The organism is Undibacterium cyanobacteriorum, assembly GCF_031326225.1.
In the GTDB taxonomy this organism is placed as follows: Bacteria; Pseudomonadota; Gammaproteobacteria; order Burkholderiales; family Burkholderiaceae_D; genus Undibacterium; species Undibacterium cyanobacteriorum.
The window spans coordinates 573,603-600,007 of sequence record NZ_CP133720.1 but is presented as its reverse complement, the minus strand read 5'-3'; the positions used below and the strand labels follow the sequence as shown (position 1 = coordinate 600,007).

Sequence of the window (26,405 nt, the reverse complement as noted above, 5' to 3'; positions counted from 1 at the left end):
GCTATCATAAATGAGCCTTCAACCGGAACTTTCTGGACTGAAGGCGGTCTCTACCAGCGCAATTACGAATCATTGCCCAGAACGAAAAATCAAAGTCTAACACGGGAGTATTCAACATATGAAAATGACAAAATTTACGAGCTCGATGAGTCTTGCTTTGCTCGCCATTACCGGTGCTGGTTTGAGCACGCTCGCCATGGCTCAAGAAAACCTGAGCTACCAAACGCCGCCCAAATCCATTTTGGATTTAGCAGATGTAGTACGCGCACCAAGTGTTCAACTCGACTCACAAAAAGAAAACATGCTGCTCAGCTATCGCAGCACATTCAAAACGCTGAGCGAGTTGAATCAAACCGAGGTTCGACTCGGCGGTCTGCGCATCAATCCTTTGACCAACATCTCTAGTTCGATGAGCTACATCAATCAGCTCAAATTACGCAAAGTACGTGACACCAAGGAAATCGAGATTCAAGGGATGCCAAAGAATCCGCTGATCACCTTTATCTCGTGGTCCCCAAATGAAAAGAAAATCGCCTTTACCAACACGACGGACAAAGGTGTCGAGCTGTGGATGATCGATGTAGCGAGTGCCAAAGCAAAAAAACTCGTCGACGCCAAACTCAATGCAAATCTCGGCAGTCCCTATACTTGGTTCAAGGATAGCGAAAATCTACTCGTAAAAACACTGCCCGCAAAACGTCCAGCTTTAATCGACGCCAGCAAAGATCTTCCAACTGGCCCCATCACTTCGAATTCGTCTGGTAGTGCATCGCAAAACCGCACATTTCCAGATTTGCTAAAGAACCAAGGCGACGAGCATAATTTCGTGACCTTGACCAGCTCAGAACTTTACAAAGTCGATCTGAACGGTAAAGCGAGCTTGTTCAAAAAAGCGGATATGTACACCGATGAGAGTTTCTCTCCCGACGGAAAATGGGTCATGATCAGCACCATGCACAAACCGTTTTCGTATATCGTTCCTTACAGCCGTTTCCCTAGCAGCACAGTGGTGTACGATCTCAACGGTAAGGCGGTGAAGACAGTCAATGAAGTACCGCTCACAGAAACCATGCCCAAAGGATTCAGCGCCACCCGCGCCGGCAAGCGGTCCTTATCATGGCGCGCCGACAAGCCTGCAAGCCTGACCTATGTGGTCGCTCTGGACGAAGGTGATCCCGCAAAAAAAGTCGAATTCCGTGATGAGGTTTTCCAATGGGACGCTCCTTTCGATAAAACAGCAAACTCGCTCGTCAAAACCACGCAACGTTTCGGCGGCATTATGTGGGGCAATGATCAAGTTGCAGTTGTCAGCGACAATTGGTATGACACGCGTAGCGAACGCACTTACTTCTTTAATCCATCCAATTCAGGTGCTGCACCACGCTTGATTTCCGATCGTAATTCACAGGATATCTACAGCGACCCGGGCCGATTCGAAACAAAGCGTAATCAATATCAACGTCGCACTCTGGCGATCGAAGATGGCAAAGTTTTCTTGATTGGCGCCGGACATAGCAAGAAAGGTCAGTTCCCTTTTATCGACGCTTTGAGTATCGATACGTTGAGCAAGACTCGTTTATATCAATCTAGCTTTACTGACAAAATCGAGAACCTCATGTCGGTTGAGGATTTGAAGAAAGGCGAAGTGCTGGTTCAAATTCAATCGAAAACGGAGTATCCCAACTACTACTTCCGCAACATCAATTCTGGTCAATTGAATGCGATCACTCAATTCAAGAATCCGTATGAAGGCTTGAAGGAGGTATCGAAAGAAGTCATCAAATATCAACGCAACGATGGCGTGGAATTATCGGGTACTTTGTATCTACCTGCAGGCTATGACACGAGCAAGAAAGACAAATTACCGCTCTTGATTTGGGCGTATCCAGCAGAATACAAAGACAAGAATTCCGCTGGTCAAAGTACGCATAATCCGAATGCCTTCACTGCACCAAGTTACGGTTCCTTCATTTATTGGGCAACGCGTGGTTATGCGGTGTTAGACGATGCGGCTTTCCCTATTATTGGTGAAGGCAAAACTGAGCCGAACGATAATTTCGTGCCACAGTTAGTCGCCAATGCGGAAGCTGCGATTGATGCAGTCGATAAGCTCGGCTACATCGATCGAAAAAAGGTCGCCGTTGGTGGGCATTCCTATGGCGCTTTCATGACGGCTAACTTGTTAACGCACTCGAAGTTGTTCGCCTGCGGTATTGCACGCAGCGGCGCCTACAATCGGACCTTGACACCATTTGGCTTCCAAAGTGAGCAGCGCAATTACTGGGAAACACCTGAGGTGTACACCGCCATGTCGCCCTTCATGCACGCAGACAAAATGAAAACACCTTTGTTATTGGTGCATGGTGAAGCCGACAATAATCCGGGTACCTTCACGCTGCAAACAGAGCGTTATTTCCAAGCCCTCAAAGGTTTAGGCGCCCCCGCTCGCATGGTCATTCTTCCGAAAGAAAGTCATGGGTATGCGGCACGTGAAAACATCTTGCATCTGTTGTGGGAGCAAGATCAATTCTTGGAAAAATGTTTGAAAAAATAAGCTGAATTCACAACTCGGTTTGAGTAAGAACAGCAGTATCAACAGTAATATAAACAAGCACGGTGATCGACATGACCACCGTGCTTTTTATTTTCGCCGAATTAGTTCAACCCTGAGAACAACACTTTATCGATGCACCGAGCTTGAATGCGTTAGACTGTTTAGAAATTCGATCCGTAGAAAAAATCAGAAGAGACACCGCATGGAAAACCACGCTCACCTCTTTCGCTACCAAGAGACTTCGGCTATTTCAGATGTAAGCAAGCACCGCCAGCAAACGCGCTGCCTAGGTTGGCTTACTGTACGACTTTTGCGATGCGCAGCCTCTCTCACTTGCCTCACTTACCTCGCTTGCGTCCCTTATTCGATCGCACCCGCTGTCGCACAGCCAAACCCCATTCCGATCCGCATTCAAGATCTTGAACGCACCAATGATCCCATCGCGACTTATATCGTTGAGATTTTACGATTAGCCATCCAAAAGAGTGGTGCTCACTACGTAATCGTAAAGTCGACTGACCCCACCGTTCCACAAGCACGACAAATTTTTGATCTCGCCCAGAACCAAGGCAAACTCGACGTCATTTGGACGATGACAAGTGACGACCGAGAAGCGCAGCTACGGGCCATTAAAATCCCGATCGATAAAGGCTTCTTCGGGTGGCGCATTCCCTTCATTCATGGCGATCAACCTAACCTGCTAAGCAGCGTCAAGACCATGAAAGATCTAGCACAGTTCCGTGCTGGACAAGGTACTCAATGGCCAGATACCGACATCTTGCGACGCAATGGCTTACCCGTCGTCACCGGCAGTGACGAATCGCTTACCAGTATGCTGAGCGCGAAACGATTTGATTATTTTCCTCGTCCCATCATCGCGATCTGGAACGAACATAAGAATGTCGAATATCGACATTTTTTGATCGATAAAACTTTCGTCCTACACTACCCTACCGCATTTTATTTCTTTGTCGCGCCCAAACAAAAGCAATTGGCGGATGACCTCACCCGAGGACTGGAAAAGGCCGTCGAAGATGGCAGCTTCGAAAAAGTTTTTAACAAATATTTCAGCGAGTTTATTCGCGCAGCAGATCTTAAACACCGCGTCATTTTTGAACTAAAAAATCCGTTGATTAAAAAAGGATCCTTACCAAGCAACCCTAAGTTCTGGTTCAAGCCACAATGAAGATCTGGTGTCTAGGCCTCGCCCAGTGAAACCGAGGAAGCGAAAGACAGCTCATAAATTGATTTCGTAAAGCTTCAGCTGACGATCGCCATCAGGGTGCATCATCAGGTCACGAAACCGCATACCAAGCGCCTCCAACACTTTAGCTGAGGCAAAATTATCGGGCCGCGTTGTGGCGAGTATGTGTTTGAGGTCTAATTCAGATTGAGCGTACGCCATCACTGCCAGCGCTGCTTCCTTGGCATAGCCTTGACCCACAAAGTCGCTCAGAAAAGCAAAGCCCAAATCCGGATCAGGTAAATAATCGCGCTGCGTTAGACCGCACATACCAATCGGTGCGCCAGTCTCTCGCAACTCCACGCAATAAAATCCGAAGCCTAAAGTTTGGTAATTGGCGATAGCACCGTTTTGCAGATAGAGCTCTGCCTGCTCGACTGTACGAACACCACGATCACCGATGTATCGCAGCCATCCCGCATCGTTGAGAAGCGCGAGCATAAATTGGGCGTCGAACAAGGTGAATGGACGCAATCGAAGTCGTTGTGTTTCGGCGAGAAGCATGCGTTCAGCGAGTCACAAAAGATTAAGAAACTCGTTCAATGACTTGGCCAAACCCGGCATACTCATGGTAGATATCATCAAGATAGGTCAGCATCTCGTGTTCCGCTACATCATGTGGAATCACGAGATCTTCGACTGGCGTACGTATTCCTTGTGAGACTTGATATGCAATCCAAGCACCATCGATTTTCTCGACGACGATTTGAAAACGTCCGTAAATATTAAAGCGCATAGATTCAAAAAAATAAGTCAGCTTCCCTCTACTATACCGCAGCAAGATGCAGTATGAAAGGTGACTAGCTCGAGAACCTAGGGCTTCACGAACTTCAAAGTCATCCTATCGCTTTCGCCAATCGCCACATATTTAGCGCGCTTATAGTCGCCATTGGACAAGGTCGGCGGCAGTGACCACACGCCAAAAGTATAATCGGCATCGTCTTTCGGATTCGCATTCACTTCCGACTTCGCTGCCAACTTAAAGCCCGCTTGTTCGGCCAGCTTTATCACATAAGCCTCATGCACATAACCGCTCTGTGCTTTGCGATCTTGATACATCGCGGCTGGGCGACGATGATCAACCACACCAAACACACCACCCGATTTCAAGCTCGCATATACTGCCCTAAACGCAGCGATAACTTGTTTGTTATCTTCTGTGACCCAGTTATGCACATTGCGGAAAGTCAGCACCATATCGACGCTACCATCAGCAGCAAAATTGAAATTGTTCTCCGATGGCTGAAACACACCCATGCGGACTTTGTCATACACCGCGGGATTCGAATCGAGTAGCTTTTTGAACATCCGAGTATAAAAGCCTTTATCACCTTCGACCAAAGGATCACCAGCGCCAATCAATGTTCCCTTGTCGCGCAAATAGGGCGCTAGGATTTCAGTGTACCAACCACCTTCAGGCACTAACTCCACCACCGTCATGTTTGGCTGAATGCCGAAGAAACTCAAAGTCTCATAAGGATGACGTGCGGCATCACGTACAACATTTTCTTTGGTGCGTGTTGGTGCATTCACTGCAGCCTTCAATGCGAGATCCTCGGCGAAGGCGGGCAAGTGTATCGTTACACTCAATACAGCGGCAAAGATCCAATGTTTCATATTGCGTCCTTAGAGTTGGAGGAAGTATTGGGCCTTGCTGAAATCTCAGATCTTGATTCACTCTAGCCCTCGGAAAAATTTTGATAGCCCCACAAAAATAGAAGCTCAATCGATTATTTCAGAGGTGGACTATTTTCTCTGTTCAAATGTGACGAATGCGGAAATGCAAGTGATGAATCTTTGCGTGCCTTTTTCCACTCAACGAATTTCAGAATGACCAAAACAGAAAAGTGCTTGGAGCAAAGTAGCACCAAGCACTCTTGCTTTTGCAAACCTTTAAACTCTTGGTTTGCTTCAATCAAGCAGCATTTATTTCAACGTCGCCGCATCCTCACCTTGCAACTGCTTAATGATCTCTTTCGCTACTGGCTCCGATGACTGCCAATTTTGCCCCGTAATCACGCGACCATCGACCTCCACATGAATTTCATCCGGCTTGCCGAAATGGAAGCTGCCTTGCCGTTCCAAGACCGTACGCTTAATCAAAAAGGGGAATTGCTTAAAGTACTCCGCAGTCTGTTTCTCAAAATCTTCTGGGTATCCACTGATACGCTTGCCTGCCACCAAATACTTGCCATCCTTCGTTTTGAGATGAACGATACCTGCGGTGCCATGGCACACTGAAGAAATTATGCCATTGTGCTTCTCATAGATATCCATCACCAACTGCGCGACGCCCGCATTATCGGCGACGCCATACATGGCACTACTGCCGCCAATGTAGTGTACCGCACGAAAATCCTTTGCCTGCAACTGGCTTGGCTTCTTCGTATTCTTCAATGCGAACATGAAATCGCTATCGTAGAGATACTGTTTGTGGAGGGAGTCCGAAGTGTCAATATAGGCGAGGGGTATCGCGCCCCCTTCTGGGCTCACGAACTCGACGGTGTATCCAGCCTGTTTGAAGGTGTGAAATGCATTCACAATTTCCGAGAAACTGGCGCCTGCCGGCAACTTACTCTTACCATGAAAATGTGCATTGGAGACGATGAAGAGAATTCTCTGTGCATTTTGCTGTGATACCTGCTGCGAGGCCGCTTTGCTAATGATTTGCCATTGCCCATCAATCTTCTTCAGCAACAGCAGATCGATGAAACGCGTCTTTTTTGCAGGGAGAATAATTTCCACTTTCGCCTGCGCCAATTTGTCGCCGACGTCGATCTGCAAGATTTCACCAACGCGACCATTAAACTTCCCTTGGTTTTCTGTTTTGTACCATGTCAGGTATTCAGCCACAGGAACTTTACTTATTGGTTTAGCGTCACGCTCCAACAGCAAATCAGCGTCGGGGTGAAATGCTCTCGCAATCTGTTGCCGATGATTGTAAGAAGTGCCATCGATATAGTCTCGCAGCACTTTCTGAATGCTTGCGATCTCGCCTTGTGAGTCTTGAGCGATTTCCGATGCGCGGGCCTTGCTCATGATGACGACACAGCAAACGGCAAACAATAGCAGCGAAAAAGGGATGCTTGCCAGCGCCTTGATGGAATTCAAAAGTACTAAAAACTTTGAGACTGTTGATGGGGAATCTTGTCGTGCATCGACTTGCATGGTTGCTCCTATCAGAGGTGAATGAAAACAGGAGCAAGGCTAAAGTTTGCCGATGTAGAAGGCTATGGCGAATTATGATTTCGGACTACGGATTTATGATTTCGGAATTCCCATTTTCCTGCAAAGCCTTATATTTCGCGGGTGTCAGCTGGGTATGCTTTTTGAAGGCTGCATAAAAGGTCGACAGAGAATTGAAGCCGGAACGCTCGGCCAGGTCCTCCATTTTCATCGCCGCATCACCAGTTAGTAGTGTTTTCGCATACTCAATTCGATAAGCATTGACGTATTCATTGAAGGATTTTTGTAAATTATCGTTGAGCAGTTGAGACAACTTCGGCGCAGACCAGGTTAACATTTTCGCCAGCTTCGTTAGCGTCAAATTGGCGTCAAGGTAGGCCTTTTGCTCGGCCATAAACTTCTCTAATTCAACAATCAAAGGTGCGGCATCTTCTTCCGCGATCTTTTTATTTGCGTAAGGGCTAGGAGTTTCAGGTGTCGGCAGCTCGGCTAGCTCCGACTCTTCCGACAATTCAGGGCGTTTCGTTAAGACTCGCAAGAATGCTACCAGCAAGCCAATACAAATCAGAAAGCTAAAACTCAGAGCGCCTGCGATGTAAGAAGTGTAGGAAGAAAAGAAATAGGCCGCACACACCACCCCACTACCAAGCGCTATCGCCACAACGATGAGCAAATCCAATTCTTGGGGCCATTGATCGCGTCGAATCTGTCCTAGCTTGGACAGAAGGAAGGCAAGAGAAAGCACGGTATAAGCAAGCCAACTATAGTTAATCGCACGATAGAATGGCCCACCCCACAATTCAGGATACAGATGATAGGGATAAACCAATCCAACTGTCACCACCAAGACCAGCGGCACCAGCCAATGCAAACGCAGTGCCCAAGTCTCCCGCGCAACGCCAAGATAATACTGGGTATAACAGAACAGCAAAGGCCCAATCATGAAACAGGCCGACAAGCCCAACTGCAAAATCTGCTTACCGATCGCTGGGTTGAAATAGAAGAAGACCGACTTCAACACGCGAATACTCACGGCCAAGATCAAACCAGCGAGAAAGCGATTACTCCATGCCCCCTGCGGCCGAAAAAACAAATAGGCCGCCAAAAATAGGCCATGCAAGCCACCCAAGCCGCTGACTAATAACAAAAGTTGATCGAGTGTTGCCATGGTCTACCGTAATTGAGGATTCTTGAATTGCAGCGGTATTTTACGGCAACACACACGATTTTTAACTTTCATTTGATTTGAGCGGGTTCGCTTGCGAGATAAGTTCAAAGCAGAACAATGATTGATTGCCAAGCACCGCAGACTAAGAAATAATGGCGCCCGAGAGGGGAACTCACGACACATCATGGAAACCAAACAAATGGCGCGCTCGACCACCACACAGATCTGCCTCTTACTTTTTCCGCTACTACTGAACTTCAGTTTGAATTCAAGCTGCTTAGGGCAAGACCTTCGACATGAGCCTCCCGAATCAAAGGTGACTCAAAATGTTCTTCCTCATTCGGAACTCCAACAGTTAGACTCCGCCACCATAGAATTCGCAGAACGCCGCGTGGCAAATGCGAAGGCCACTATCGTTTTCGAGAACGGATTACTGCTAGACCTGACAACCTGGAGAGCGGTTGCGGCTGGCCTAGATCAATGCTGCAATCTATTTTTGTACAACCGACCCGGCGTCGGGCGCAGTACTCGCACGAATGGCGAAATTAACCCCGAATCCGAAAGCTTAAGATTACAGCGCCTGTTAGCCCAACGAGAACTGCCGGGACCGTACATTTTAGTGGGGCATTCACTCGGCGGACAATATGCACAAGTCTACGCTATGCGCTATCCCGAACAAATCGACGCAGTAGTTCTGGTGGATGCCTTACCACTGGGTGTCACCAAGCCTTATCACGAGTTCCCTTGGTTCACACGTGTCGGCCTGTGGGTCTTCGCATCCAAAACAGCGCGACAAGAAATCGCCAACATCGAACCGATGGGTAAGTATGTGATGGAACGAGCTAATGCGTACAACAAACCAATGATCCGCATCGTCGCCCAATCATCACCGCAACAACACAAACCACAAGGCCTCATCAAAGATTTGCTGCGCGGCGTAATCTACGCCGAAGATTTCGGTGTGTGGGCGGTTGATCCTGAGATCGCCGAGGAACGAATGAAAAGCTTTTACCCGAACGCCGAAGTGCGCTCATTTCCCGCGAATCATCGGATACAGGAACAGTATCCGGAGGTGGTGATTGAGGCTGTTTTGAGTTTGATTCACAAGAGGAAGGATACGGCGGAAGATCTAGGTACGGTATCGAATAACACGGACCAGAAATAGCTTTTTCAAAAATATTATAAATGGCGAACGATCTTGGATCGCAGCGATGAGTGCCCCTGCTTTTCAGTAGGGCGGGTGCAACCCGCGCCGCCAACATTTTCAAAATACAGCAATAGTGATTTGATTCTTGAACGAATAACAGAACGATCAATCGTTACGTTGTATTGACAGCGCGGGTTGCACCCGCCCTACGATTTCCTAGTCCTCATCGTGCTCTAGCACAAGTGATTTGCTCACCTCGCCACCCCAATTCGATGAATAAACATCTTCTTTGACCAAACGATGAAACGACGACCAAGGCCACTCATTAACTGTCTTGACCAAGCCGTGTTTGACTGGATTGAAGTGCAGGTAATCCATGTGCGCGGCATAGTCATTATCGTCGCGAATGAGATGCTCCCAAAATCGCTGTTGCCAAATCGTGCCTTGCTGTTTTTGCGCGCGACGGTCGGTATGTAAATCATCGCGAAAATATTTTGTACCAATCGCGACCGTCACCTCACGTTTGATCAAACGCCAGCGTGTAGAAAAATCCGCGTCACCTTCGGGCAAAGTCCAAATGCAATGTAAATGATCAGGGAGTAAAACCCAAGCATCAATCTCAAACGGATGTGATGCCCGTACCTTGAAAATCGCGGCACGCAAGGCTTCACGTACATCCTCGTTCGTCAAGATCCGTTGCCGACGCTCTGTCACCACTGTAAAGAAATACGTGGCACCTTTGACGTTAGCGCGGCGATAGCGGGACATGATTAAGCCAAAGAACGATAGAAAACCACCAGCGTATCACGAACCCAAAAAGAGAAAAATACCGATAATTCGTAGGGCGGGTGAAACCCGCGCCGCCAGTGGGTTCAAAATTCCGAGCAGGTGAATTGATGGATGAAAAACTAGAACGATAAATCGTTAAGGTGTATTTACAGCGCGGGTTGCACCCGCCCTACATGAATGCCGATTTCAATTGAAACCGCCGATGTTTTCAAAAACAAAACACATATCTAACTGCAATGCTTTTTCCGCTAAAAACAAATGTGTCTTCAACATAGAAAACAAGTATCCATATCCTTCGCCATCGACGTCATTTCCATCTTTGACCGAAGGCGTCGAAACTCGAGCGTTCTCAAGCATGCTTAAAATATCCTCAGGTCGGTAGGTGTATACCCAACCGTCAATTTGGTAACAGTCGCCCGTATAGGTGAGACCACAATTTGAACACCACATATGCCCATTTTTATCAACCGCAAGTTCTTGGTGTTGTCGCGTGCTTTTGGTGGCCTCGACCACTAATTCTGGCTTTGATGTAATCAACTCTAACAGTCCAGAGATTTGATTAATAAGTTTAGGTAGATCATCGTCTTGGAACGCCACAAAATCTTGAAAAAAATAGTCCAACTTTGTAGAAATAGATAGCTCTAACACGCGTTTTACGTTGTACGCCAAGACATTATTGCGAGAATGAGTCGTCGCAGTCAATTCTGGTGTATTTCGAAAAAACCTACCACGGAATACGTCTATTTCACTCAAATTTCCCGCATCGGGTAACTGAGTCCCTTTGGGAACTAAAAATGCTAGTGTGTAGTGATCTGTCGACATACTGTTCTTTTGCTGGATAAGGTCGAGTGAATTAAAGAACCACGAATACCATTCTAGTAAAAGACCTTACAAAACGGAATCGTTAAATTCGTAAGGCGGGTCTAACTCGCGCCGCCGGAATTTTCAAAATGCCGTGAGGGAAATTTGGTGTTGATGAAGAAATTTAAACGATGAATCGTTAAGGTTTTTTTCAGCGCGGGATACACCCGCCCTACGAAGCCGCTAACTTGGCACGCCAAGTAATTCAATTCGCGGGATGCAGTACAAGGCGCACGACGGAGTAATATTCGACGTCCACCCTATGCAATAACACGCTGGAAAATTCAATTAGCGGGATACAGAGCTAGGCGCTTCCCGCAGCAACACTCGAGTATTGCGAGGAAAAGCAACAACGCTATGTGCCCGCCAATTGGATTTAACAGCTTGTTATTTACATGTTACGTCGATACTGCCCACCCACTTCAAACAAGGCCGTCGTAATCTGCCCAAGCGAGCAAACCCGCGCCGCATCCATCAATTTCGCGAACACGTTTTCGTTGTTGATCGCTGCTTGTTGTAGAGCGGCGAGTGCTTGTGGTGCGACGTCTGCGTGGCGTTGGTGGAAGTCTGCCAAGCGCGTGAGTTGCGATTGTTTTTCTTCCTCTGTGGAGCGCGCCAATTCGATCTTCTGTACTGTTTCGCCACCTTTTGGATTGCGGAAGGTGTTGACGCCGATGATAGGCAAGGTGCCGTCGTGCTTGAGGTGTTCGTAGTGCATGGATTCTTCTTGAATCTTGCCGCGTTGGTAGCCGGTTTCCATCGCACCTAAAACGCCGCCACGTTCAGCGATGCGCTCGAATTCTTGCAGGACCGCTTCTTCGACGAGGTCAGTCAATTCTTCGATGATGAAACTACCTTGAATTGGGTTTTCGTTTTTCGCGAGGCCCCATTCACGGTTGATGATTAACTGAATTGCCAAGGCGCGACGGACTGATTCGTCGGTCGGTGTGGTGATCGCTTCGTCGTACGCGTTGGTGTGCAAGCTATTGCAGTTGTCGTAGATCGCAATCAAAGCTTGCAGCGTGGTGCGGATATCGTTGAAGTCGATTTCTTGTGCATGCAAGCTGCGGCCTGAAGTTTGAATATGGTATTTCAACTTCTGGCTACGATCATTCGCGCCGTATTTATCGCGCATTGCTACTGCCCAGATACGGCGAGCGACGCGACCCAAGACGGTGTATTCTGGATCCATGCCGTTACTGAAGAAGAAGGACAAATTCGCTGCGAAATCATCGATGTGCATGCCGCGCGCCAAGTAGGCTTCAACGAAAGTGAAACCGTTCGACAAAGTGAAGGCCAATTGCGAAATCGGATTCGCACCGGCCTCGGCGATGTGGTACCCCGAGATCGACACGGAGTAGAAATTACGTACTTGGTGATGCACGAAATACTCTTGAATATCGCCCATCACTTTGAGTGAAAATTCCGTCGAGAAGATGCAAGTATTTTGACCTTGGTCTTCTTTCAAAATATCGGCTTGTACTGTGCCACGCACATTCATCAAAACCCATGCGCGGATCTTTGCAGCTTCGTCAGCGGTTGGCTCACGCTTATTATCAGCACGGAATTTATCCATTTGCTGATCAATCGCGGTGTTCATGAAGAAAGCCAAGATCGTTGGCGCTGGACCATTGATCGTCATCGACACTGAAGTCGCTGGATCGCACAGATCAAAACCGTCGTAGAGGACTTTCATGTCTTCCAAAGTAGCGACAGACACACCGGAGTTACCGATCTTGCCGTAGATATCTGGACGAATCGCTGGGTCTGCGCCATACAAAGTCACAGAGTCAAACGCGGTCGACAAACGTTTGGCATCCATACCTTGCGACACCAATTTGAAGCGACGGTTAGTACGATATGGATCACCTTCACCGGCGAACATACGCGTTGGATCTTCACCTTCGCGTTTAAATGCAAATACACCCGCCGTGAATGGGAACGAGCCAGGGACGTTTTCTAACATTAGCCAGCGCAAAATTTCGCCATGATCTTCAAAGCGTGGCAATGCGACTTTACGAATCGTCGTGCCAGACAAGGATTTTTGCGTGAGGCGTGTACGAATCTCTTTGTCACGAATTTTGACGACGTATTCATCACCCGCGTAAGCCTTCTGCATGTCGGGCCACATCGTGACGAGTTTTTTCGATTCTGCTGTGAGATGGTTCTCGCGCTCTGCGATCAAGTCATCCAATTCCGCAGACTTACCGACAGCGGCCAGCATTTGCTTGGTCGCTGTCAATTGTTGACGTTCGCGAGCAATCTTTACTTGCTTGTGTGTGTGCTTGTGGTAGCTACGAACAGTGTCTGCAATCTCAGCCAAATAGCGTGTACGTGCTGGTGGCACGATCACGTTTTGTGCGCTCGACGTTTTGGTGCTGACTGCTGCCAATTTACTTGGTTTCGCGTTCAAGCCTCGTGCGACCAATTCAGGCAAGATACCTTGATATAGCGCAGTTACGCCATCGTCATTAAAGCGCGACGCTTGCGTGCCGTACACAGGCATTTCGTCTGGCTTCTTATTCCACAATTCGCGATTGCGTTGATATTGTTTGGCGACATCGCGTTGGGCGTCGAGCGCACCTTTACGATCGAATTTGTTGATGGCGACAAAGTCTGCGAAATCGAGCATATCGATTTTTTCTAACTGGGAAGCAGCACCAAATTCTGGCGTCATCACATACATCGATAAATCCACATGCGGCACGATGGCAGCATCGCCTTGGCCGATACCAGAGGTTTCGACGATCACCAAATCAAAGCCGGCAACTTTGCACGCCGCGATCACATCAGGCAAGGCTGGAGAGATTTCCGAACCTGCTTCGCGTGTTGCCAAAGAACGCATAAAGACCCGTGTCTTGCCTTTCCATGGATTGATCGCATTCATACGAATACGATCACCGAGCAATGCACCGCCAGACTTGCGACGCGATGGATCGATGGAGATCAAAGCGATGTTCAATTCATCATCTTGGTCCAAGCGAATACGACGAATCAATTCATCTGTCAAAGAAGACTTACCTGCACCGCCGGTACCGGTGATACCAAAGGCGGGGGTTTTGATCGCTTTTGCAGTTTCTTGAATTTCAGCACGCATGGCTGGATTCACTTTGTCATTCTCGAGTGCCGTGATCAATTGCGCCAATGGGCGATGTTTGTCCGCGATATCGCCTTGTTTCAATACGTCCAAAGCATTCGGTGCGTAGGTCGAGAGATCAATATCGCAAGCTTGGATCATGGACAAAATCATGCCGACCAAGCCCATGCGTTGACCATCTTCAGGACTAAAAATGCGCGATACGCCATACGCATGCAAGTCAGCGATTTCATCTGGCACAATCACGCCGCCACCGCCACCAAATACTTTGATGTGCGAACCACCACGCTCTCTCAAGAGGTCGATCATGTATTTGAAATACTCGACGTGTCCGCCTTGATAACTGGAAATCGCAATCCCCTGCGCATCTTCTTGCAAAGCCGCTGTGACGATTTCTTCGACCGAACGGTTGTGGCCCAAGTGAATCACTTCGGCACCATTCGCCATCAAAATACGACGCATGATATTGATCGAGGCATCGTGGCCGTCGAACAAGGATGCTGCCGTCACAAAACGGACTTTATTGCTAGGTTTGTATTCGGTTAACTTCTCGGCGATGGATAGATCGGTCATTTTTATTCCTTCGATGCTTGTGGCATGGTTTGGGTATTCTTTTGATGGTTTCGATTATATGACGTTTCGTTTCTGATTACTTTACGTTTACGTTCACGTCACTTATTAATTGTGTTTCTTTGTTGGTTTTGACTCCCTTCTCCCGCAAGCGGGAGAAGGGTTGGGGATGAGGGGTTCCTAGGTTCGGATAAAGCCAATACATGATTGAAAAAAACTACATATTTGCTTCACACCATATCTCTCTATTGCTGAACTCCCCTCACTTGCAGTGCGCATTCTCGCTTGCAAGCGAGAATCGCTGCGCGGGCGATCAGCATGCTGATCAAATTCCCCGCTACGCCCCCAACCCTCTCCCGCATGCGGGAGAGGGGACTTTATGCAGCCACCTGCTGTTTGCTAGGCACACTCATCAAAGCTGCTTTCTCCACATGATAAGCCTGCATGGCTTTTTCTTTCACATGGCCGAAACCGCGAATTTTCTCAGGCAAACTCGCAATCGCGACGATTCGATCGAGGTTGTCTGCATTGAGTTTGTTCAATAAAGACAGCATGGTATCGCGGTAGTCTGCAATCAAAGCACGTTCTTGGCGACGTTCCTCGGAGTAGCCGAAGATGTCGAGCTTGGTGCCACGCAGACCTTTGAATTTCGCGAGCAATTTAAAGGCTTGCCACATCCAAGAGCCATATTGCGCTTTGACTAAGCGACCTTGCGCATCTTTCTTGGCAAATAGCGGTGGCGCCAAGTTGAACTTGATACTGAAGTCACCTTCGAATTGTTGTTTCAATTTCTCAGTGAATTCGCCTTTGGTGTACAAACGAGCGACTTCGTATTCGTCTTTGTAGGCCATCAATTTGAAAGCGTATTTCGCCACAGCCATGCTTAAGCGATTGCCTTTAGCTAGCTTTTCTTCAGCACTGCGCACGGCATTGACGAGCTCTTGGTATTGAGCGGCGTATCCCGCATCTTGGTACGCAGTCAGCTCGGCGACGCGACGTTTGATGACGCTGTCCAAACTCTGCGGCATCTGCACGACGACTGGTTTGGCTGGGAAGGCGATGTTCTCCACGCGCTTCAAATCGACGGCGGCACGTCGACCCCACAAGAAGGCCTTCTTGTTTGCATCGATGGCGACGCCGTTCAATTCAATGGCACGCAACAAAGCCGCTTCAGACAAGGGAATCGCACCTTTTTGGAAGGCAAAACCCAGCATGAACAAATTGGTCGCAATCGAATCGCCCATCAAAGCCGTCGCCAACTTCGTCGCATCGACGAAATCGACATTGCCACCGACAGAATCAGAAATCAAACGCTCTGTTGACTCTAAAGGGAATTGCCAATCTGGGTTCTTCGCGAACGCACCGGTTGGTTGCTCGTGACTATTGATCACAGCACGTGTACGGCCCGCACGCATTTTCGAAATCGCATCGTGTTGGCCTGCCGTCAAAATATCGCAACCCAAAATCAAATCGGCTTCACCCGTTGGGATTCGTTGCGCACGCAACTTGCTGACTTTTTCCACCACGCGAATATGCGACGTCACCGAACCATTCTTCTGCGACATGCCCGTCATATCCAACACAGAAGCAACTTTACCTTCCAGATGCGCTGCCATACCAAGCAAAGCACCGACGGTAATCACACCGGTACCGCCGATACCGTTCAATAAAATATTGTAGGACGTATCGCAGCTTGGCAGAGTCGGCAATGGGATATCACCAAAGTCATCCTGCTTAGCTACACCCGTTTTCGACTTCACTAACTTACCGCCTTCGACAGTCACAAAACTTGGGCAGAAGCCTTTCACGCAGGAATAATCTTTATTGCAGGATGATTGGTCAATCGCACGTTTGCGACCGAACTCGGTCTCGACTGGCATGATGGAAGTACAGTTCGATTGCACACCGCAATCGCCACAACCTTCACAAACCGCATCGTTGATGAACATGCGTTGGTTCGGGTCGGGGAATTGACCTTTCTTGCGACGGCGGCGTTTTTCTGCGGCACAGGTTTGATCGTAAATCAAGACCGTGGCGCCCTCGATGTTACGCAATTCGCGTTGTACCGCATCCATGTCTTTGCGATCATGCAAAGTCACTTGACCAGGCAAACCACTACGGTCTGCGTAGCGGCTCAAATCTTCGGTGACCAAGGCAATGCGTTTCACACCTTCGGCTGCCATTTGTTGCGCCATCATTGGGACGCTGATGGTGCCATCGACTGGCTGCCCGCCAGTCATCGCGACCGCATCGTTATACAAAATCTTGTAAGTGATGTTGACCTTGGCTGCCACTGCGGCACGAATCGCCAAGTAACCAGAGTGGAAGTAAGTACCATCACCCAAGTTTTGGAAGACGTGTGGCAAAGTCGAGAAAGCCGCTTGGCCGATCCATGGTGCGCCTTCGCCACCCATGTGTGTAGTCAGCTTATTGAACTCAGGATAAATCGCAGTGGCCATCACGTGGCAACCGATACCTGCTAAAGCCAAACTGCCTTCTGGCACTTTGGTTGAGGTATTGTGCGGACAACCTGAGCAGTAGTACGCTGGTCGCGCTGGCGTGTTGACTTGTTTGGTCAGGACTTCGTCTTTGGCTTCCAAGAAAGCCATGCGTTCTTTGATCAGATCGCTAGTGTGGAAGCGTGCAATGCGTTGGGTGATCACGCGAGCGATTTGCGATACGGAGAAATCCGCTTTTGAGGTCAACAACCACTCACCGCGTGGCGCAACCCATTCACCTTTTTCATCGAACTTACCAATCACACGTGGACGCACATCGTCGCGCCAGTTGTACAGTTGTTCTTTGAGTTGGTACTCGACCATTTGGCGTTTTTCTTCGACCACCAAAATCTCATCGAGACCTTGTGCAAACTCACGCACACCATCCGGCTCCAAAGGCCAAGGCATTGCGACTTTGTACAAGCGAATGCCGATGTCCGCTGCCATTTGTTCATCGATGCCGAGGTTCTCAAACGCTTCTAAAACATCGAGGTAAGATTTACCTGAAGCCACAATACCGAGCTTAGCATGCGGGCTGTCGATCGTCACATGATTGAGTTTATTGGCGCGAGCATAAGCGAGAGCGGCATAGATTTTGTAATCCTGCATCAAAGCTTCTTGCTTACGTGCTTGCACGCCGAGAGTATCGAGTGACAGGCGAGTATTCAGACCGCCTTCCGGCATCACGAAATCTTCAGGTATGGTAATTTTCAAGCGGAAAGGATCAGCATCGACCGACGATGTCGATTCCACCGTATCCGCCAAGGCTTTGAAGCCGACAGCGCAACCGGAGAAGCGCGACATGGCCCATGCATGCAAACCCAAGTCCAAGTATTCCTGCACATTCGCTGGATACAACATTGGGATCATACAGGCGGAGAAAATGTGATCGGACTGATGCGGCAGCGTTGAAGAGTAAGCGCCATGATCATCACCAGCGACCAAGATCACGCCACCGTGTTTCGATGTGCCTGCGTGATTCATGTGTTTGAAAACGTCGGCACTGCGATCGACGCCAGGGCCTTTGCCGTACCACAAACCAAACACGCCATCGTATTTAGCAGGGCCAATCAGATCGACAGTTTGCGTGCCCCATACTGCGGTCGCCGCTAAATCTTCATTCACGCCAGGAACGAATTTAATATGATTCTGTTCCAGTAATTTTTTGGTTTTCCACAAAGTTTCATCCAAACCACCAAGCGGTGATCCGCGATATCCTGAAATGAAACCGGCCGTATTCAAGCCAGCGGCGAGATCACGCTGTCTTTGTATCATCGGCAAGCGCACTAATGCCTGAATGCCTGATAAGAAAATCGTGCCAGTATTCGATGTGTATTTGTCGTCGAGCGTGACTGGTGCCAACTGCGTGACAGCGTTGGTAGAGACAGATTGAGTGTCGACGGAAGATGTTGCTGAGGATACTTCAGATGCTGCGGCAGACGAAAGCGAAGACGCTTCCACCGGACCAGCAGATTTCATTGCTGTGTCGGATGACATTGTAGAGCTCCAAAAAATTTGTGATTTTTGTGTGCAAAGAACCTACGTTGCATCCGGTAAGACACAAGATCGTTCTGAGCTCATGGGAAGGTAATCGGCATGAGCTAGTTTGCATTGGCTGGGATAGCAGCCATTTTAATTCAATTCAGACCAAAAGCCCACTGAAGCGACGCCCAAACGATGGGCGTCAGCCCGAAAACCTTTCCTAAAGCTTAATCATTCTTCCCTAGTGTGCAGCGAGGATGAAGAATCACGATTTAAGATCCTTTTCTAATGGGCAGATCTAAATTGGAGACATCAAAGAAAGCTTTCGAAATTTGGGATGGAGACCACACCCATTCGCTGCAGCGCTTTCTCGACTTCCTTTGAAATCTGCTGTATGCGCAGTGTAGTGAGAACTAGGTCGTTTGAAAAATACGGAATTAAAATAGGGATATAAGGAAAAACGATACCCAGCCATCTTGCCCATTTATACAAGTCCGAACGACGCTTGAATTAGCTGGCAAACACACAAGAAAAAGCCCGCAAGGCCTATGCGCGTTGCGGGCTTTTTCGGCGCGAGAGATTCTTAATCGCCAATATGCTTCTTCAAAAAGGCGTCCAATTTTAGATAAAACTCTTTGCGATGCTCACTATCATAGAAACCATGACCTTCATTCTTCACCATCATCCACTGCGGTTCATTACCCGCTTTCCTCAAAGCTTCGCGCATGACCTCGGCTTGAGCGAGTTCGGTTCTCTTATCCTTATTACCATGCACTAAGAAAACCGGCACCTTCACTTTATCCGCCAAATTAATCGGTGATTCAGCCACTAGCTTTTGCAAATCGGAACCCATAAAGATATTGAGCCAATTCAACATTCTTGTTTCGCCTTTAATCCCCTCTTGGTCGTAACGACCAGCGAGATCGTAGAGACCAGCATAGCCAATCGCACACTTCACAAGATTAGGCGCTTTCACTGGCACCATCATGGCTGCATAGCCACCATAACTCGCGCCGAATACGCACACCCGTTTGCCATCGATCTCTGCTTGTGTCGAAGCCCATTTGACGCCGTCGATCAGATCATCAATCATCTTTCCACCAAATTGACGCATACCCGCATCACGGAAAGCGACTCCTCGTCCGTTCGAACCTCTAAAATTCACCTGCAGCACAGCATAGCCTCGACTTGCGAGAAACTGCGCATCAGAGTCAAATGACCAAGTATCTTGGACGCCGAACGGACCACCGTGCGGTAACAACACTAAGGGCAATGGCTTATGTGAGGGATTTGCTGGTGCTGTCAAATAGCCTGTCAAAGTGAAGCCATCACGAGCCTTCAACTCAATCGGCTTACGCACCGCCATGCGATCAGGATCGATGCCCTTCAAATTGGCAAACAACAGATCCGCTTTTCCGGTATCACGATCGAATAAATAGTACGCACCTGGATCACGATCACTGAAGACATAAAACAGCAATTTTTTGCCATCATCGGAAAAATTAATGAAATGCACGTAGGCGTCTGGGAACGATGCACTCAAGGTTTGATGCAATTTCGCGTCGCGTGAATTCTTATTGATGTAGGTCGCTTTGAGTGCGCCTACTGCCGTCGTAAAGGCAAATGGTTCACGCGGCCACGAGCTGTACTCCAACAAAGAAATATCACCATTGGCATCACCACCAAGCAATACCCGTTCACCACTCGCCAGATGTTCGCGATAGAGTTTGTTAGGCTCGCCCTGAATACTATGTTTGAGATAGAAAAATTGGCTATCGGCTGTGAAACTCAATGGTTCGTATTCATATCCCAACTTGTTATTATCAACGCGCTTCCACTCTTTTTCTTGTTCATAAAAGCGAAACAGTGCGAGCTCGTTCTTATCATCGTGACCAAATGCAAAGCGCGCCAAGCCATCGGCCTGATGGAGAAAATCGAGATCCGGCATACCGATATCTGCCACCGAATGGCGCGCGCCATTGAGGGTATTGATTTCCAATAAGTTGGTGCGCGGCCGACGCCACTCGTGGGTACTTACCAACACCGTTCCGTTATAAGATTCCGGGATATGTGAGATCAATCCTAGAGCATAATCATTGCCGTAACGCTCACCTTTTCTGGCACTACTGATGTTCTTATAGCCGAACAAGTATTCGACCTTGGTACCATCCAAGTCTGCTGCAATGATTTCGCCCGTGGCTTGTGGCGGTTCACGATCACCAACTTCAATCCCCTTCCGAATCACCAATCGCGAATTGCTGGCCCAGAAAAAATTAATAGGTACTTCAAAGCCAGGCAAGATTAAGCGAGACATGACCGTCAGCTCTGGCAAGGAATACACGGTTAAAGTCGGTACTTCACGCTCGCCTCGCAAGATCCGGACATTCACGGCAATATGCTTTCCATCAGGCGAAAGGCGTGGCATAGAAAACTGCTCACGTTCGACAAACGCTTCAACCGGTACCTGAGTTTTATCTTGTGCATGAGCCAAAGGCAGCACGCTTGAAATCAAGATAAGTCCACCTAACACGATTCTACATAACATGAATTAATCTCCATTGAACTGAGGTAGGCATGGTATGCCGAATTGCATTTATTTTCTAGTTTTTTTGATAATTTCAGAAATGCATGCCCACGATTCGATTCGGAGGTGAACTCAGCACCTTGAATGCACCTGTAAGTAGCAATCAAAGATGCCGTTTTATGTCTCAGAAAGGTGTTTGATGTGAAATTTTAAAAAAACATTTGACAAACAAATTCTCAATCAACTACATTAGTAGAACTACATGCGTAGTTTTAAATACATTTACACCTTCAACTCAAAACAAAATATGGATGAAGAAAATAGTAAAGCCACTTTGAGTGAGCCGCAGTTTGCCTTGATGCGCATACTCTGGAAGAACCCAGATTCCAACGTCGCCCAGATCGTGGAGTTAATGCGCGCGGTACGACCGCTGGCACACACCACCATCGCAACGATGCTGATGCGGCTAGAAAAACGTGGGCTGGTGCAGACTCGCAAAGACGGACGACAACTGATTTACACCGCAGCTGTCACCGAAGATGAAGTACAGAAATCGATGCTTGCTGAATTGCTGTCCTCCGCTTTCCTCGGCAATGCCAAGGCCTTATTGAACCACCTCGTCCATGAAGAAGGCTTAACTGAAGCGGATTTACAAGATTTGCGTAAGCAGATCAAACAGAAGAAAACTCAATAGGATCGCAAATGACGCTCGCTCAATTTTCACTGTGGTTGTGCACCTACCTCGTACATAGCAGCCTACTGTTGATAGGTTGCTACATGATCGAGCGTTTCGGCTTACTTAAAAGTCGACAGCTTGCAGAATGGAGCTGGCGTTTTGCCTTATTTGCTGGACTATTCAGTGCGTCAGTTCAATCTTCAAATTTGCTGGCGGATACTTCGCTTCTCACAGATGAACTTCCCTACTCGAATGTCACTGAGACCAAAGTTGAGACCTCATCCTTCCAGCGCTTTGAGGAAGTACCTGAGCACTCACCTATCGAAGAAGCACAAGATAATCTGTCGATCAAAAACGAAACTTATGCCTCGCATCATCCTCAAGTTGCGCCAAACAAATTCATCAACACAAGCACGACAACTACACCGGATGGTGCGCGGGATAGTGTGCCAAATCTCGCAACCTCAGATTTGCACACAAAGCGTATTGATCTACCTGCGCAGCTGACAATCTTCTTGGAATTCCTTGCAGGTGCGTGGTTAATCTTCGCATTGTGGTGCACACTCGCTAGCCTGTTTCAAATCCGCACGATCAATCGTCGAACAAGACAACTGCCATCTGTGCTCGATTTCAAAGAGCAACGCACATTACACACAGTGCTGCAGCAACTGCAGGTGTCACAAACGCAGGTCCGTCTCAGTGAAGAGTGGAGCAGCCCCTTCGTCGCTCCCAATCAGCTGATCTGCTTGCCCATCAAGCTGATCGACACACTAACTCAGCCCCAGCTGTTCGCCATCGTAGCGCATGAACAGCGCCATCTGATGCGATGTGATCCATTGTGGCGCATCGCGATACATTTAACGATCCGGATATTTTTCTTTCAGCCCTTGAATCACCTTGCGCAAAACAGACTCAACTTACTTGCAGAGTTCGATTGCGATCACTTCGCCAATCAAACGCCGCAAGCAAGAAGCGAATTTTGTGAAACCTTACTTTGGTGCGTGGAAACTAGTCAACAATCAAAGCTACCGCAGCTCGCGGTCGGCATGGCAACTAGCTCAACGCTGTCTCAACGCTTCAATCTACTTTTGGATGAGAATGCTATGAATACCGCTTTCCGAAAACAAAATATTTGGTTCAATTTAAGCCTCCTGTTACTCGCCCTCGTCACTAGTGCGCTTCTCGTGTTCGGTCTTCCTCGATTTGCACACGCACTACCTTTACTTGCCAATGATCATGCGGTCTTAGAGCAAACACAGATACAGACACAAACGCAAACACAGCCAGAGCTGAAGATCCAAACATCACCTATTATGTTTGATCAATCAGAAGAAGCACCGCAAAAGTCGAAAGATCCCTCCCTTGCTGAGAATGCTCATGTCCGCGAATCATCACTGATCCCTTTATTAGAAAACATCGAATCGCATCGAACTGTACCTCCAATAACAAGTCTTGCATCGAGCTTAGACTCTGAACGTGACCGCGATTCCCCTCACAAAGCGATCGACATTCCATTGCAAATCACGGGCAAAACTGAAATTCAGGCTGCACCTTTGAATCAAGCAGAAATAGATCCTCTCGCCCAACGTGCGAAAAAAGGTGAGCCTGAAGCGCAAGCGGAACTCGGCGAAAAACTATGGTATGGCGAAGGTGTCAAAGTCGATCACATTGCCGCAAGACTCTGGTTCGAAAAAGCGGCTACACAAGGTCATCCACGTGCACAAGCTTTTCTCAAAATGTTCCGTGAACGTGAAACACGCAAAACGGACATCGCATTCTTCACAAACTACTTTGATGGTCAACATTTGAAGTGGTCTGAAGATCGTTGCCCCTTACCTCAGATCGATCAACTTGATCAGAATCGAAATGTATATCCACAAATTATCAGCACACTCGAGAAATCGATTGAATGTCGGAACAAGTACCTGGCTGAGGTAAAGAATCAACTCGTGAGCCGCACCATGATTCCACTGGATTTACAGAACCTGATGACGACCGACGAGCTCGATCAGGCCAATGATCGTATGCATAAGGTTCTACTACGAAATGTACAAGCTAGCCGAGAAAAGGCGGTCGAGCTGATCGACAGTATCCGTGAAAGAGAACGAAAATTCATCACGATGGGATCGCTTAGTTACACAAACCCCAATCTCCACACCTACCTTAACTCGCAAGAACAACGTGGCTACCAACCTGACGTCTTACTGCATCCGACATACACAAATTCACCACCCGGGACGGTATCTTCACCAAGCAATGGTCCATCGGTTCCCGCTTCTTCCGCCAATAAATGAGACAAGAAAAGCCGGACCAAAGTAACGCGCCTAGTTTCGATCAGGGGCTGCTCATTCCTCTAATCGATACTAAGCGCGCGATAAAGCGGACGGGACTACCATACCATCCACATTCCTACGAGGCTCTCCGTGCAAACCATGCCGATCACCGACGGGAAAATTCCCGTGCTGTTCGTTTAAGATTTAAGCCAAATTGCCGATTTTCTGAGCGGCAGACACGCTTGTCCTTGTTTTACCAGCCATGCCCATTATTGGACGCAACAGCGGAATCCGAAGCACGAGCAAGAAAATCCCATAGCAAAAAGCAAAACATAAGAACACCAACAGAGGCCCCTCCACTATTGGAGCGAGATGCCAATCAAGTAATTGCCACGCCAATAAAATAATGACGGTTTGGTGCAGGATATACAGAGGAAACACAGCTGTGGTGAGTAACTCGCGCTTTGCATGATCCCGATTCCAGTGCTGGCGCGCAAAGCCGCACAAGGCCAAGATCGAACTCCACGCTAGCATTACCCAAACGATCCGTTGGAAGTACAAGATACTCAAGGGCGCGTCGCCGCGTTGATCGTAATATCGCATGTAGCAAACAATGAAGATCCACCCGACTAACGCCATCATCAAACTTTTCCAACGCAGCTGCGCCGTCGCATTCCAAAATCGTAGGTTCTGCGCAAGGAAGAATCCCATCAAGAAGTAGAAGAAGTAATTCGCATGGTTATACCAATCGTTGGTCAGGTTATTGGTCGGCGGATGTTCACTGAGCAGTCCTATACGTAACGCAGCCAAGTAGGCAATCGGCAAGAAAATCATTCGCCAACCCTTGGTCAACGAGTCCGTAATCTTTTCGAGTTTCAGAAACGCCGTTGGAAACATCTTCCACGCTAAAGCGATGATCATGGAATACGACCAAAGATAGGCAAGGAACCACAAATGATTCCAAGTCGGAAGTACGAGGCGCTTGCCTTCGATGAAAAATCCTCGATAGTTATGAAAATACAGGTTCAGAAAATCAAAATAACTACCTTGATACTGTAGTTTTTGCACGACTTCAAGATATGCCTGTGGCGGGACAATCACGGCCATGCCGAAGATCAGCGGTAGCAAGATTCGCCAGCTCCTCGTGCCTGCAAACTGGCCAGCGCTTTGCCGCCCCAACATAAAACGCGTTGCCACGCCCGACACCAAAAATAGAAGACTCATACGCCAAGGATTGGTTAAGAACATCAAGGGTTCCAAAGTGCTACTCGCTGCCTCACTCTTAATGTGCCAGCCCCAGCTCACGTAATACATACCGACGTGATAACAAATCAAAAGACCAAAGGCAAAAATTCTGATCCAGTCAAGAAAATACAAGCGTTCGCCAAGAGCAGCTGGCGTCTTGTTTATCACTGCGGTACTGCTCATAGATCTCGAGGATGAAACGATATTCGCGATCACAATGCACTCCTTATGTCGAACAAACGAGAAAGTGAATGCACTGTACTGTGTTCGTTTTTAGGGATCTATTGAAATGGGGTGAACTGGATCTGATTCGTGGCGAGTTGGAAGAATCACCCAAATTAGAAAGTAGGAGAAGCTTCTTTATTGCTGCTCAAGCTTGTCTAAGAGTTCTTCACGATATTGACGACTACAAGGTACTGCCGCGCCGTTTTTCAAGTGCAATTGCGCATCACCCTTACTCAAAGTTTCGATGTGACTGATTTTGTCCACGCATACCAGAAAGCGTCGATGGCAACGCATAAAGGCTGGTCCCAAACGATCAAGCAAGCCACTCAAGGTTTGCCGCAACATGTAGTGTTTATCGCTGGTATAGATCATGACGTAATTATCAGCCGCCTCCGCCCACACGATCTCCGCGATCTGCAGCACATACACCATGCCGCGATCAGAAATCATCAATGGCGCATCAACCGCTGGCGATGATGATGAAGCAGTGCCGCGGCGGACTCTCAACTTCTCCAATGCCTTGAGAAAGCGCGCCTCGTCATAGGGCTTGAGAAGATAGTCGATCGCATTCGCATCAAAAGCTTGCACGGCATATTGATCAAAAGCCGTGACGAAGACAATGTCAGGAACTGGCGCTCGCAAATGAGACGCGACTTGCAGGCCATCCATTTCCGGCATCTGAATATCAAGGAAGATGACGTCGGCACGCTGCTGCTCCAAAAATTGCAGAGCTTGCGCTCCATCGACCGCTTGGCGTAATTCCGCTTCGGGCCAATACTCGCTCAATAAACGTAGCATCTTATCGCGCGCTGGGCGTTCATCATCGACGACCAAGATCTGAATTGGCTCTACCATGTCTACTCGTTC

Annotated in this window: 17 protein-coding genes; 5 read left to right on the top strand and 12 right to left on the bottom strand. The window is 48.2% G+C overall.

Annotated features, from left to right (window positions below; translation table 11 throughout):
• The first annotated feature begins 118 nt into the window (after window positions 1-118).
• Window positions 119-2,554, top strand: a complete 2,436-nt coding sequence (locus RF679_RS02335; protein ID WP_309482623.1) for an alpha/beta hydrolase family protein — start codon at window positions 119-121, stop codon at window positions 2,552-2,554.
• A 202-nt stretch (window positions 2,555-2,756) separates the two neighbouring features.
• Complete coding sequence (locus tag RF679_RS02330; protein WP_309482622.1) at window positions 2,757-3,740, top strand: substrate-binding periplasmic protein; 984 nt, start codon at window positions 2,757-2,759, stop codon at window positions 3,738-3,740.
• Between the two features lie 51 nt (window positions 3,741-3,791).
• Here RF679_RS02330 and RF679_RS02325 read toward each other — a convergent pair whose 3' ends face one another.
• From RF679_RS02325 to RF679_RS02305, 5 genes are all read right to left on the bottom strand, one after another.
• Complete coding sequence (locus RF679_RS02325; RefSeq protein WP_309482621.1) at window positions 3,792-4,301, bottom strand: GNAT family N-acetyltransferase; 510 nt, start codon at window positions 4,299-4,301, stop codon at window positions 3,792-3,794.
• 22 nt (window positions 4,302-4,323) lie between these two features.
• Entirely contained in the window at window positions 4,324-4,533 is a 210-nt protein-coding gene (locus RF679_RS02320) for a DUF7661 family protein (RefSeq protein ID WP_309482620.1), read from the bottom strand.
• A gap of 77 nt (window positions 4,534-4,610) precedes the next feature.
• Window positions 4,611-5,414 carry a class I SAM-dependent methyltransferase gene (locus RF679_RS02315; protein WP_309482619.1) on the bottom strand — a complete coding sequence of 268 codons (804 nt, stop codon included), beginning with the start codon at window positions 5,412-5,414 and terminating at the stop codon, window positions 4,611-4,613.
• Window positions 5,415-5,723: 309 nt separating this feature from the next.
• Window positions 5,724-6,965: a nuclear transport factor 2 family protein gene (locus RF679_RS02310; RefSeq protein ID WP_309482618.1), complete on the bottom strand. Its 1,242-nt coding sequence runs from the start codon at window positions 6,963-6,965 to the stop codon at window positions 5,724-5,726.
• An 85-nt stretch (window positions 6,966-7,050) separates the two neighbouring features.
• Window positions 7,051-8,151 (bottom strand): AraC family transcriptional regulator, encoded by a 1,101-nt coding sequence (locus RF679_RS02305; RefSeq protein WP_309482617.1) that lies wholly within the window; start codon window positions 8,149-8,151, stop codon window positions 7,051-7,053.
• Window positions 8,152-8,335: 184 nt separating this feature from the next.
• Between RF679_RS02305 and RF679_RS02300 the strand changes: the two genes are divergently transcribed.
• The gene (locus RF679_RS02300) at window positions 8,336-9,316 is read left to right on the top strand and encodes an alpha/beta fold hydrolase (RefSeq protein WP_309482616.1); all 981 of its coding nucleotides are present in this window, start codon (window positions 8,336-8,338) and stop codon (window positions 9,314-9,316) included.
• A 198-nt stretch (window positions 9,317-9,514) separates the two neighbouring features.
• Here the strand turns inward: RF679_RS02300 and RF679_RS02295 are convergent, their stop codons facing one another.
• The 5 genes from RF679_RS02295 to RF679_RS02275 all read right to left on the bottom strand — a co-directional run bounded on the left by RF679_RS02295 (window position 9,515) and on the right by RF679_RS02275 (window position 21,140).
• Window positions 9,515-10,066, bottom strand: coding sequence for an REP-associated tyrosine transposase (locus RF679_RS02295; RefSeq protein ID WP_309482615.1), 552 nt, complete (start codon window positions 10,064-10,066; stop codon window positions 9,515-9,517).
• A 207-nt stretch (window positions 10,067-10,273) separates the two neighbouring features.
• The gene (locus tag RF679_RS02290) at window positions 10,274-10,909 is read right to left on the bottom strand and encodes a hypothetical protein (RefSeq protein ID WP_309482614.1); all 636 of its coding nucleotides are present in this window, start codon (window positions 10,907-10,909) and stop codon (window positions 10,274-10,276) included.
• Window positions 10,910-11,339: 430 nt separating this feature from the next.
• The gene (gene icmF / locus RF679_RS02285) at window positions 11,340-14,618 is read right to left on the bottom strand and encodes a fused isobutyryl-CoA mutase/GTPase IcmF (RefSeq protein ID WP_309482613.1); all 3,279 of its coding nucleotides are present in this window, start codon (window positions 14,616-14,618) and stop codon (window positions 11,340-11,342) included.
• 374 nt (window positions 14,619-14,992) lie between these two features.
• Window positions 14,993-18,610, bottom strand: coding sequence for an indolepyruvate ferredoxin oxidoreductase family protein (locus RF679_RS02280; protein ID WP_309482612.1), 3,618 nt, complete (start codon window positions 18,608-18,610; stop codon window positions 14,993-14,995).
• A 568-nt stretch (window positions 18,611-19,178) separates the two neighbouring features.
• On the bottom strand, window positions 19,179-21,140 hold the full coding sequence (locus RF679_RS02275) for an alpha/beta hydrolase family protein (RefSeq protein ID WP_309482611.1): 1,962 nt from the start codon (window positions 21,138-21,140) through the stop codon (window positions 19,179-19,181).
• A gap of 241 nt (window positions 21,141-21,381) precedes the next feature.
• Between RF679_RS02275 and RF679_RS02270 the strand changes: the two genes are divergently transcribed.
• Complete coding sequence (locus RF679_RS02270; RefSeq protein WP_309482610.1) at window positions 21,382-21,813, top strand: BlaI/MecI/CopY family transcriptional regulator; 432 nt, start codon at window positions 21,382-21,384, stop codon at window positions 21,811-21,813.
• An 8-nt stretch (window positions 21,814-21,821) separates the two neighbouring features.
• The gene (locus tag RF679_RS02265) at window positions 21,822-24,089 is read left to right on the top strand and encodes a M56 family metallopeptidase (RefSeq protein WP_309482609.1); all 2,268 of its coding nucleotides are present in this window, start codon (window positions 21,822-21,824) and stop codon (window positions 24,087-24,089) included.
• 183 nt (window positions 24,090-24,272) lie between these two features.
• Here RF679_RS02265 and RF679_RS02260 read toward each other — a convergent pair whose 3' ends face one another.
• Both RF679_RS02260 and RF679_RS02255 read right to left on the bottom strand, forming a co-directional pair.
• On the bottom strand, window positions 24,273-25,496 hold the full coding sequence (locus RF679_RS02260; protein ID WP_309482608.1) for an acyltransferase: 1,224 nt from the start codon (window positions 25,494-25,496) through the stop codon (window positions 24,273-24,275).
• A 177-nt stretch (window positions 25,497-25,673) separates the two neighbouring features.
• Window positions 25,674-26,393 carry a LytR/AlgR family response regulator transcription factor gene (locus tag RF679_RS02255; protein ID WP_309482607.1) on the bottom strand — a complete coding sequence of 240 codons (720 nt, stop codon included), beginning with the start codon at window positions 26,391-26,393 and terminating at the stop codon, window positions 25,674-25,676.
• Between the last annotated feature and the right edge of the window lie 12 nt (window positions 26,394-26,405).

Coding starts and splice junctions, on each gene's coding strand:
- RF679_RS02335 (WP_309482623.1), top strand. CDS start 119: ATGAAAATGACAAAATTTACGAGCTCGATGAGTCTTGCTTTGCTCGCC.
- RF679_RS02330 (WP_309482622.1), top strand. CDS start 2,757: ATGGAAAACCACGCTCACCTCTTTCGCTACCAAGAGACTTCGGCTATT.
- RF679_RS02325 (WP_309482621.1), bottom strand. CDS start 4,301: ATGCTTCTCGCCGAAACACAACGACTTCGATTGCGTCCATTCACCTTG.
- RF679_RS02320 (WP_309482620.1), bottom strand. CDS start 4,533: ATGCGCTTTAATATTTACGGACGTTTTCAAATCGTCGTCGAGAAAATC.
- RF679_RS02315 (WP_309482619.1), bottom strand. CDS start 5,414: ATGAAACATTGGATCTTTGCCGCTGTATTGAGTGTAACGATACACTTG.
- RF679_RS02310 (WP_309482618.1), bottom strand. CDS start 6,965: ATGCAAGTCGATGCACGACAAGATTCCCCATCAACAGTCTCAAAGTTT.
- RF679_RS02305 (WP_309482617.1), bottom strand. CDS start 8,151: ATGGCAACACTCGATCAACTTTTGTTATTAGTCAGCGGCTTGGGTGGC.
- RF679_RS02300 (WP_309482616.1), top strand. CDS start 8,336: ATGGAAACCAAACAAATGGCGCGCTCGACCACCACACAGATCTGCCTC.
- RF679_RS02295 (WP_309482615.1), bottom strand. CDS start 10,066: ATGTCCCGCTATCGCCGCGCTAACGTCAAAGGTGCCACGTATTTCTTT.
- RF679_RS02290 (WP_309482614.1), bottom strand. CDS start 10,909: ATGTCGACAGATCACTACACACTAGCATTTTTAGTTCCCAAAGGGACT.
- icmF (WP_309482613.1), bottom strand. CDS start 14,618: ATGACCGATCTATCCATCGCCGAGAAGTTAACCGAATACAAACCTAGC.
- RF679_RS02280 (WP_309482612.1), bottom strand. CDS start 18,610: ATGTCATCCGACACAGCAATGAAATCTGCTGGTCCGGTGGAAGCGTCT.
- RF679_RS02275 (WP_309482611.1), bottom strand. CDS start 21,140: ATGTTATGTAGAATCGTGTTAGGTGGACTTATCTTGATTTCAAGCGTG.
- RF679_RS02270 (WP_309482610.1), top strand. CDS start 21,382: ATGCGTAGTTTTAAATACATTTACACCTTCAACTCAAAACAAAATATG.
- RF679_RS02265 (WP_309482609.1), top strand. CDS start 21,822: ATGACGCTCGCTCAATTTTCACTGTGGTTGTGCACCTACCTCGTACAT.
- RF679_RS02260 (WP_309482608.1), bottom strand. CDS start 25,496: ATGAGCAGTACCGCAGTGATAAACAAGACGCCAGCTGCTCTTGGCGAA.
- RF679_RS02255 (WP_309482607.1), bottom strand. CDS start 26,393: ATGGTAGAGCCAATTCAGATCTTGGTCGTCGATGATGAACGCCCAGCG.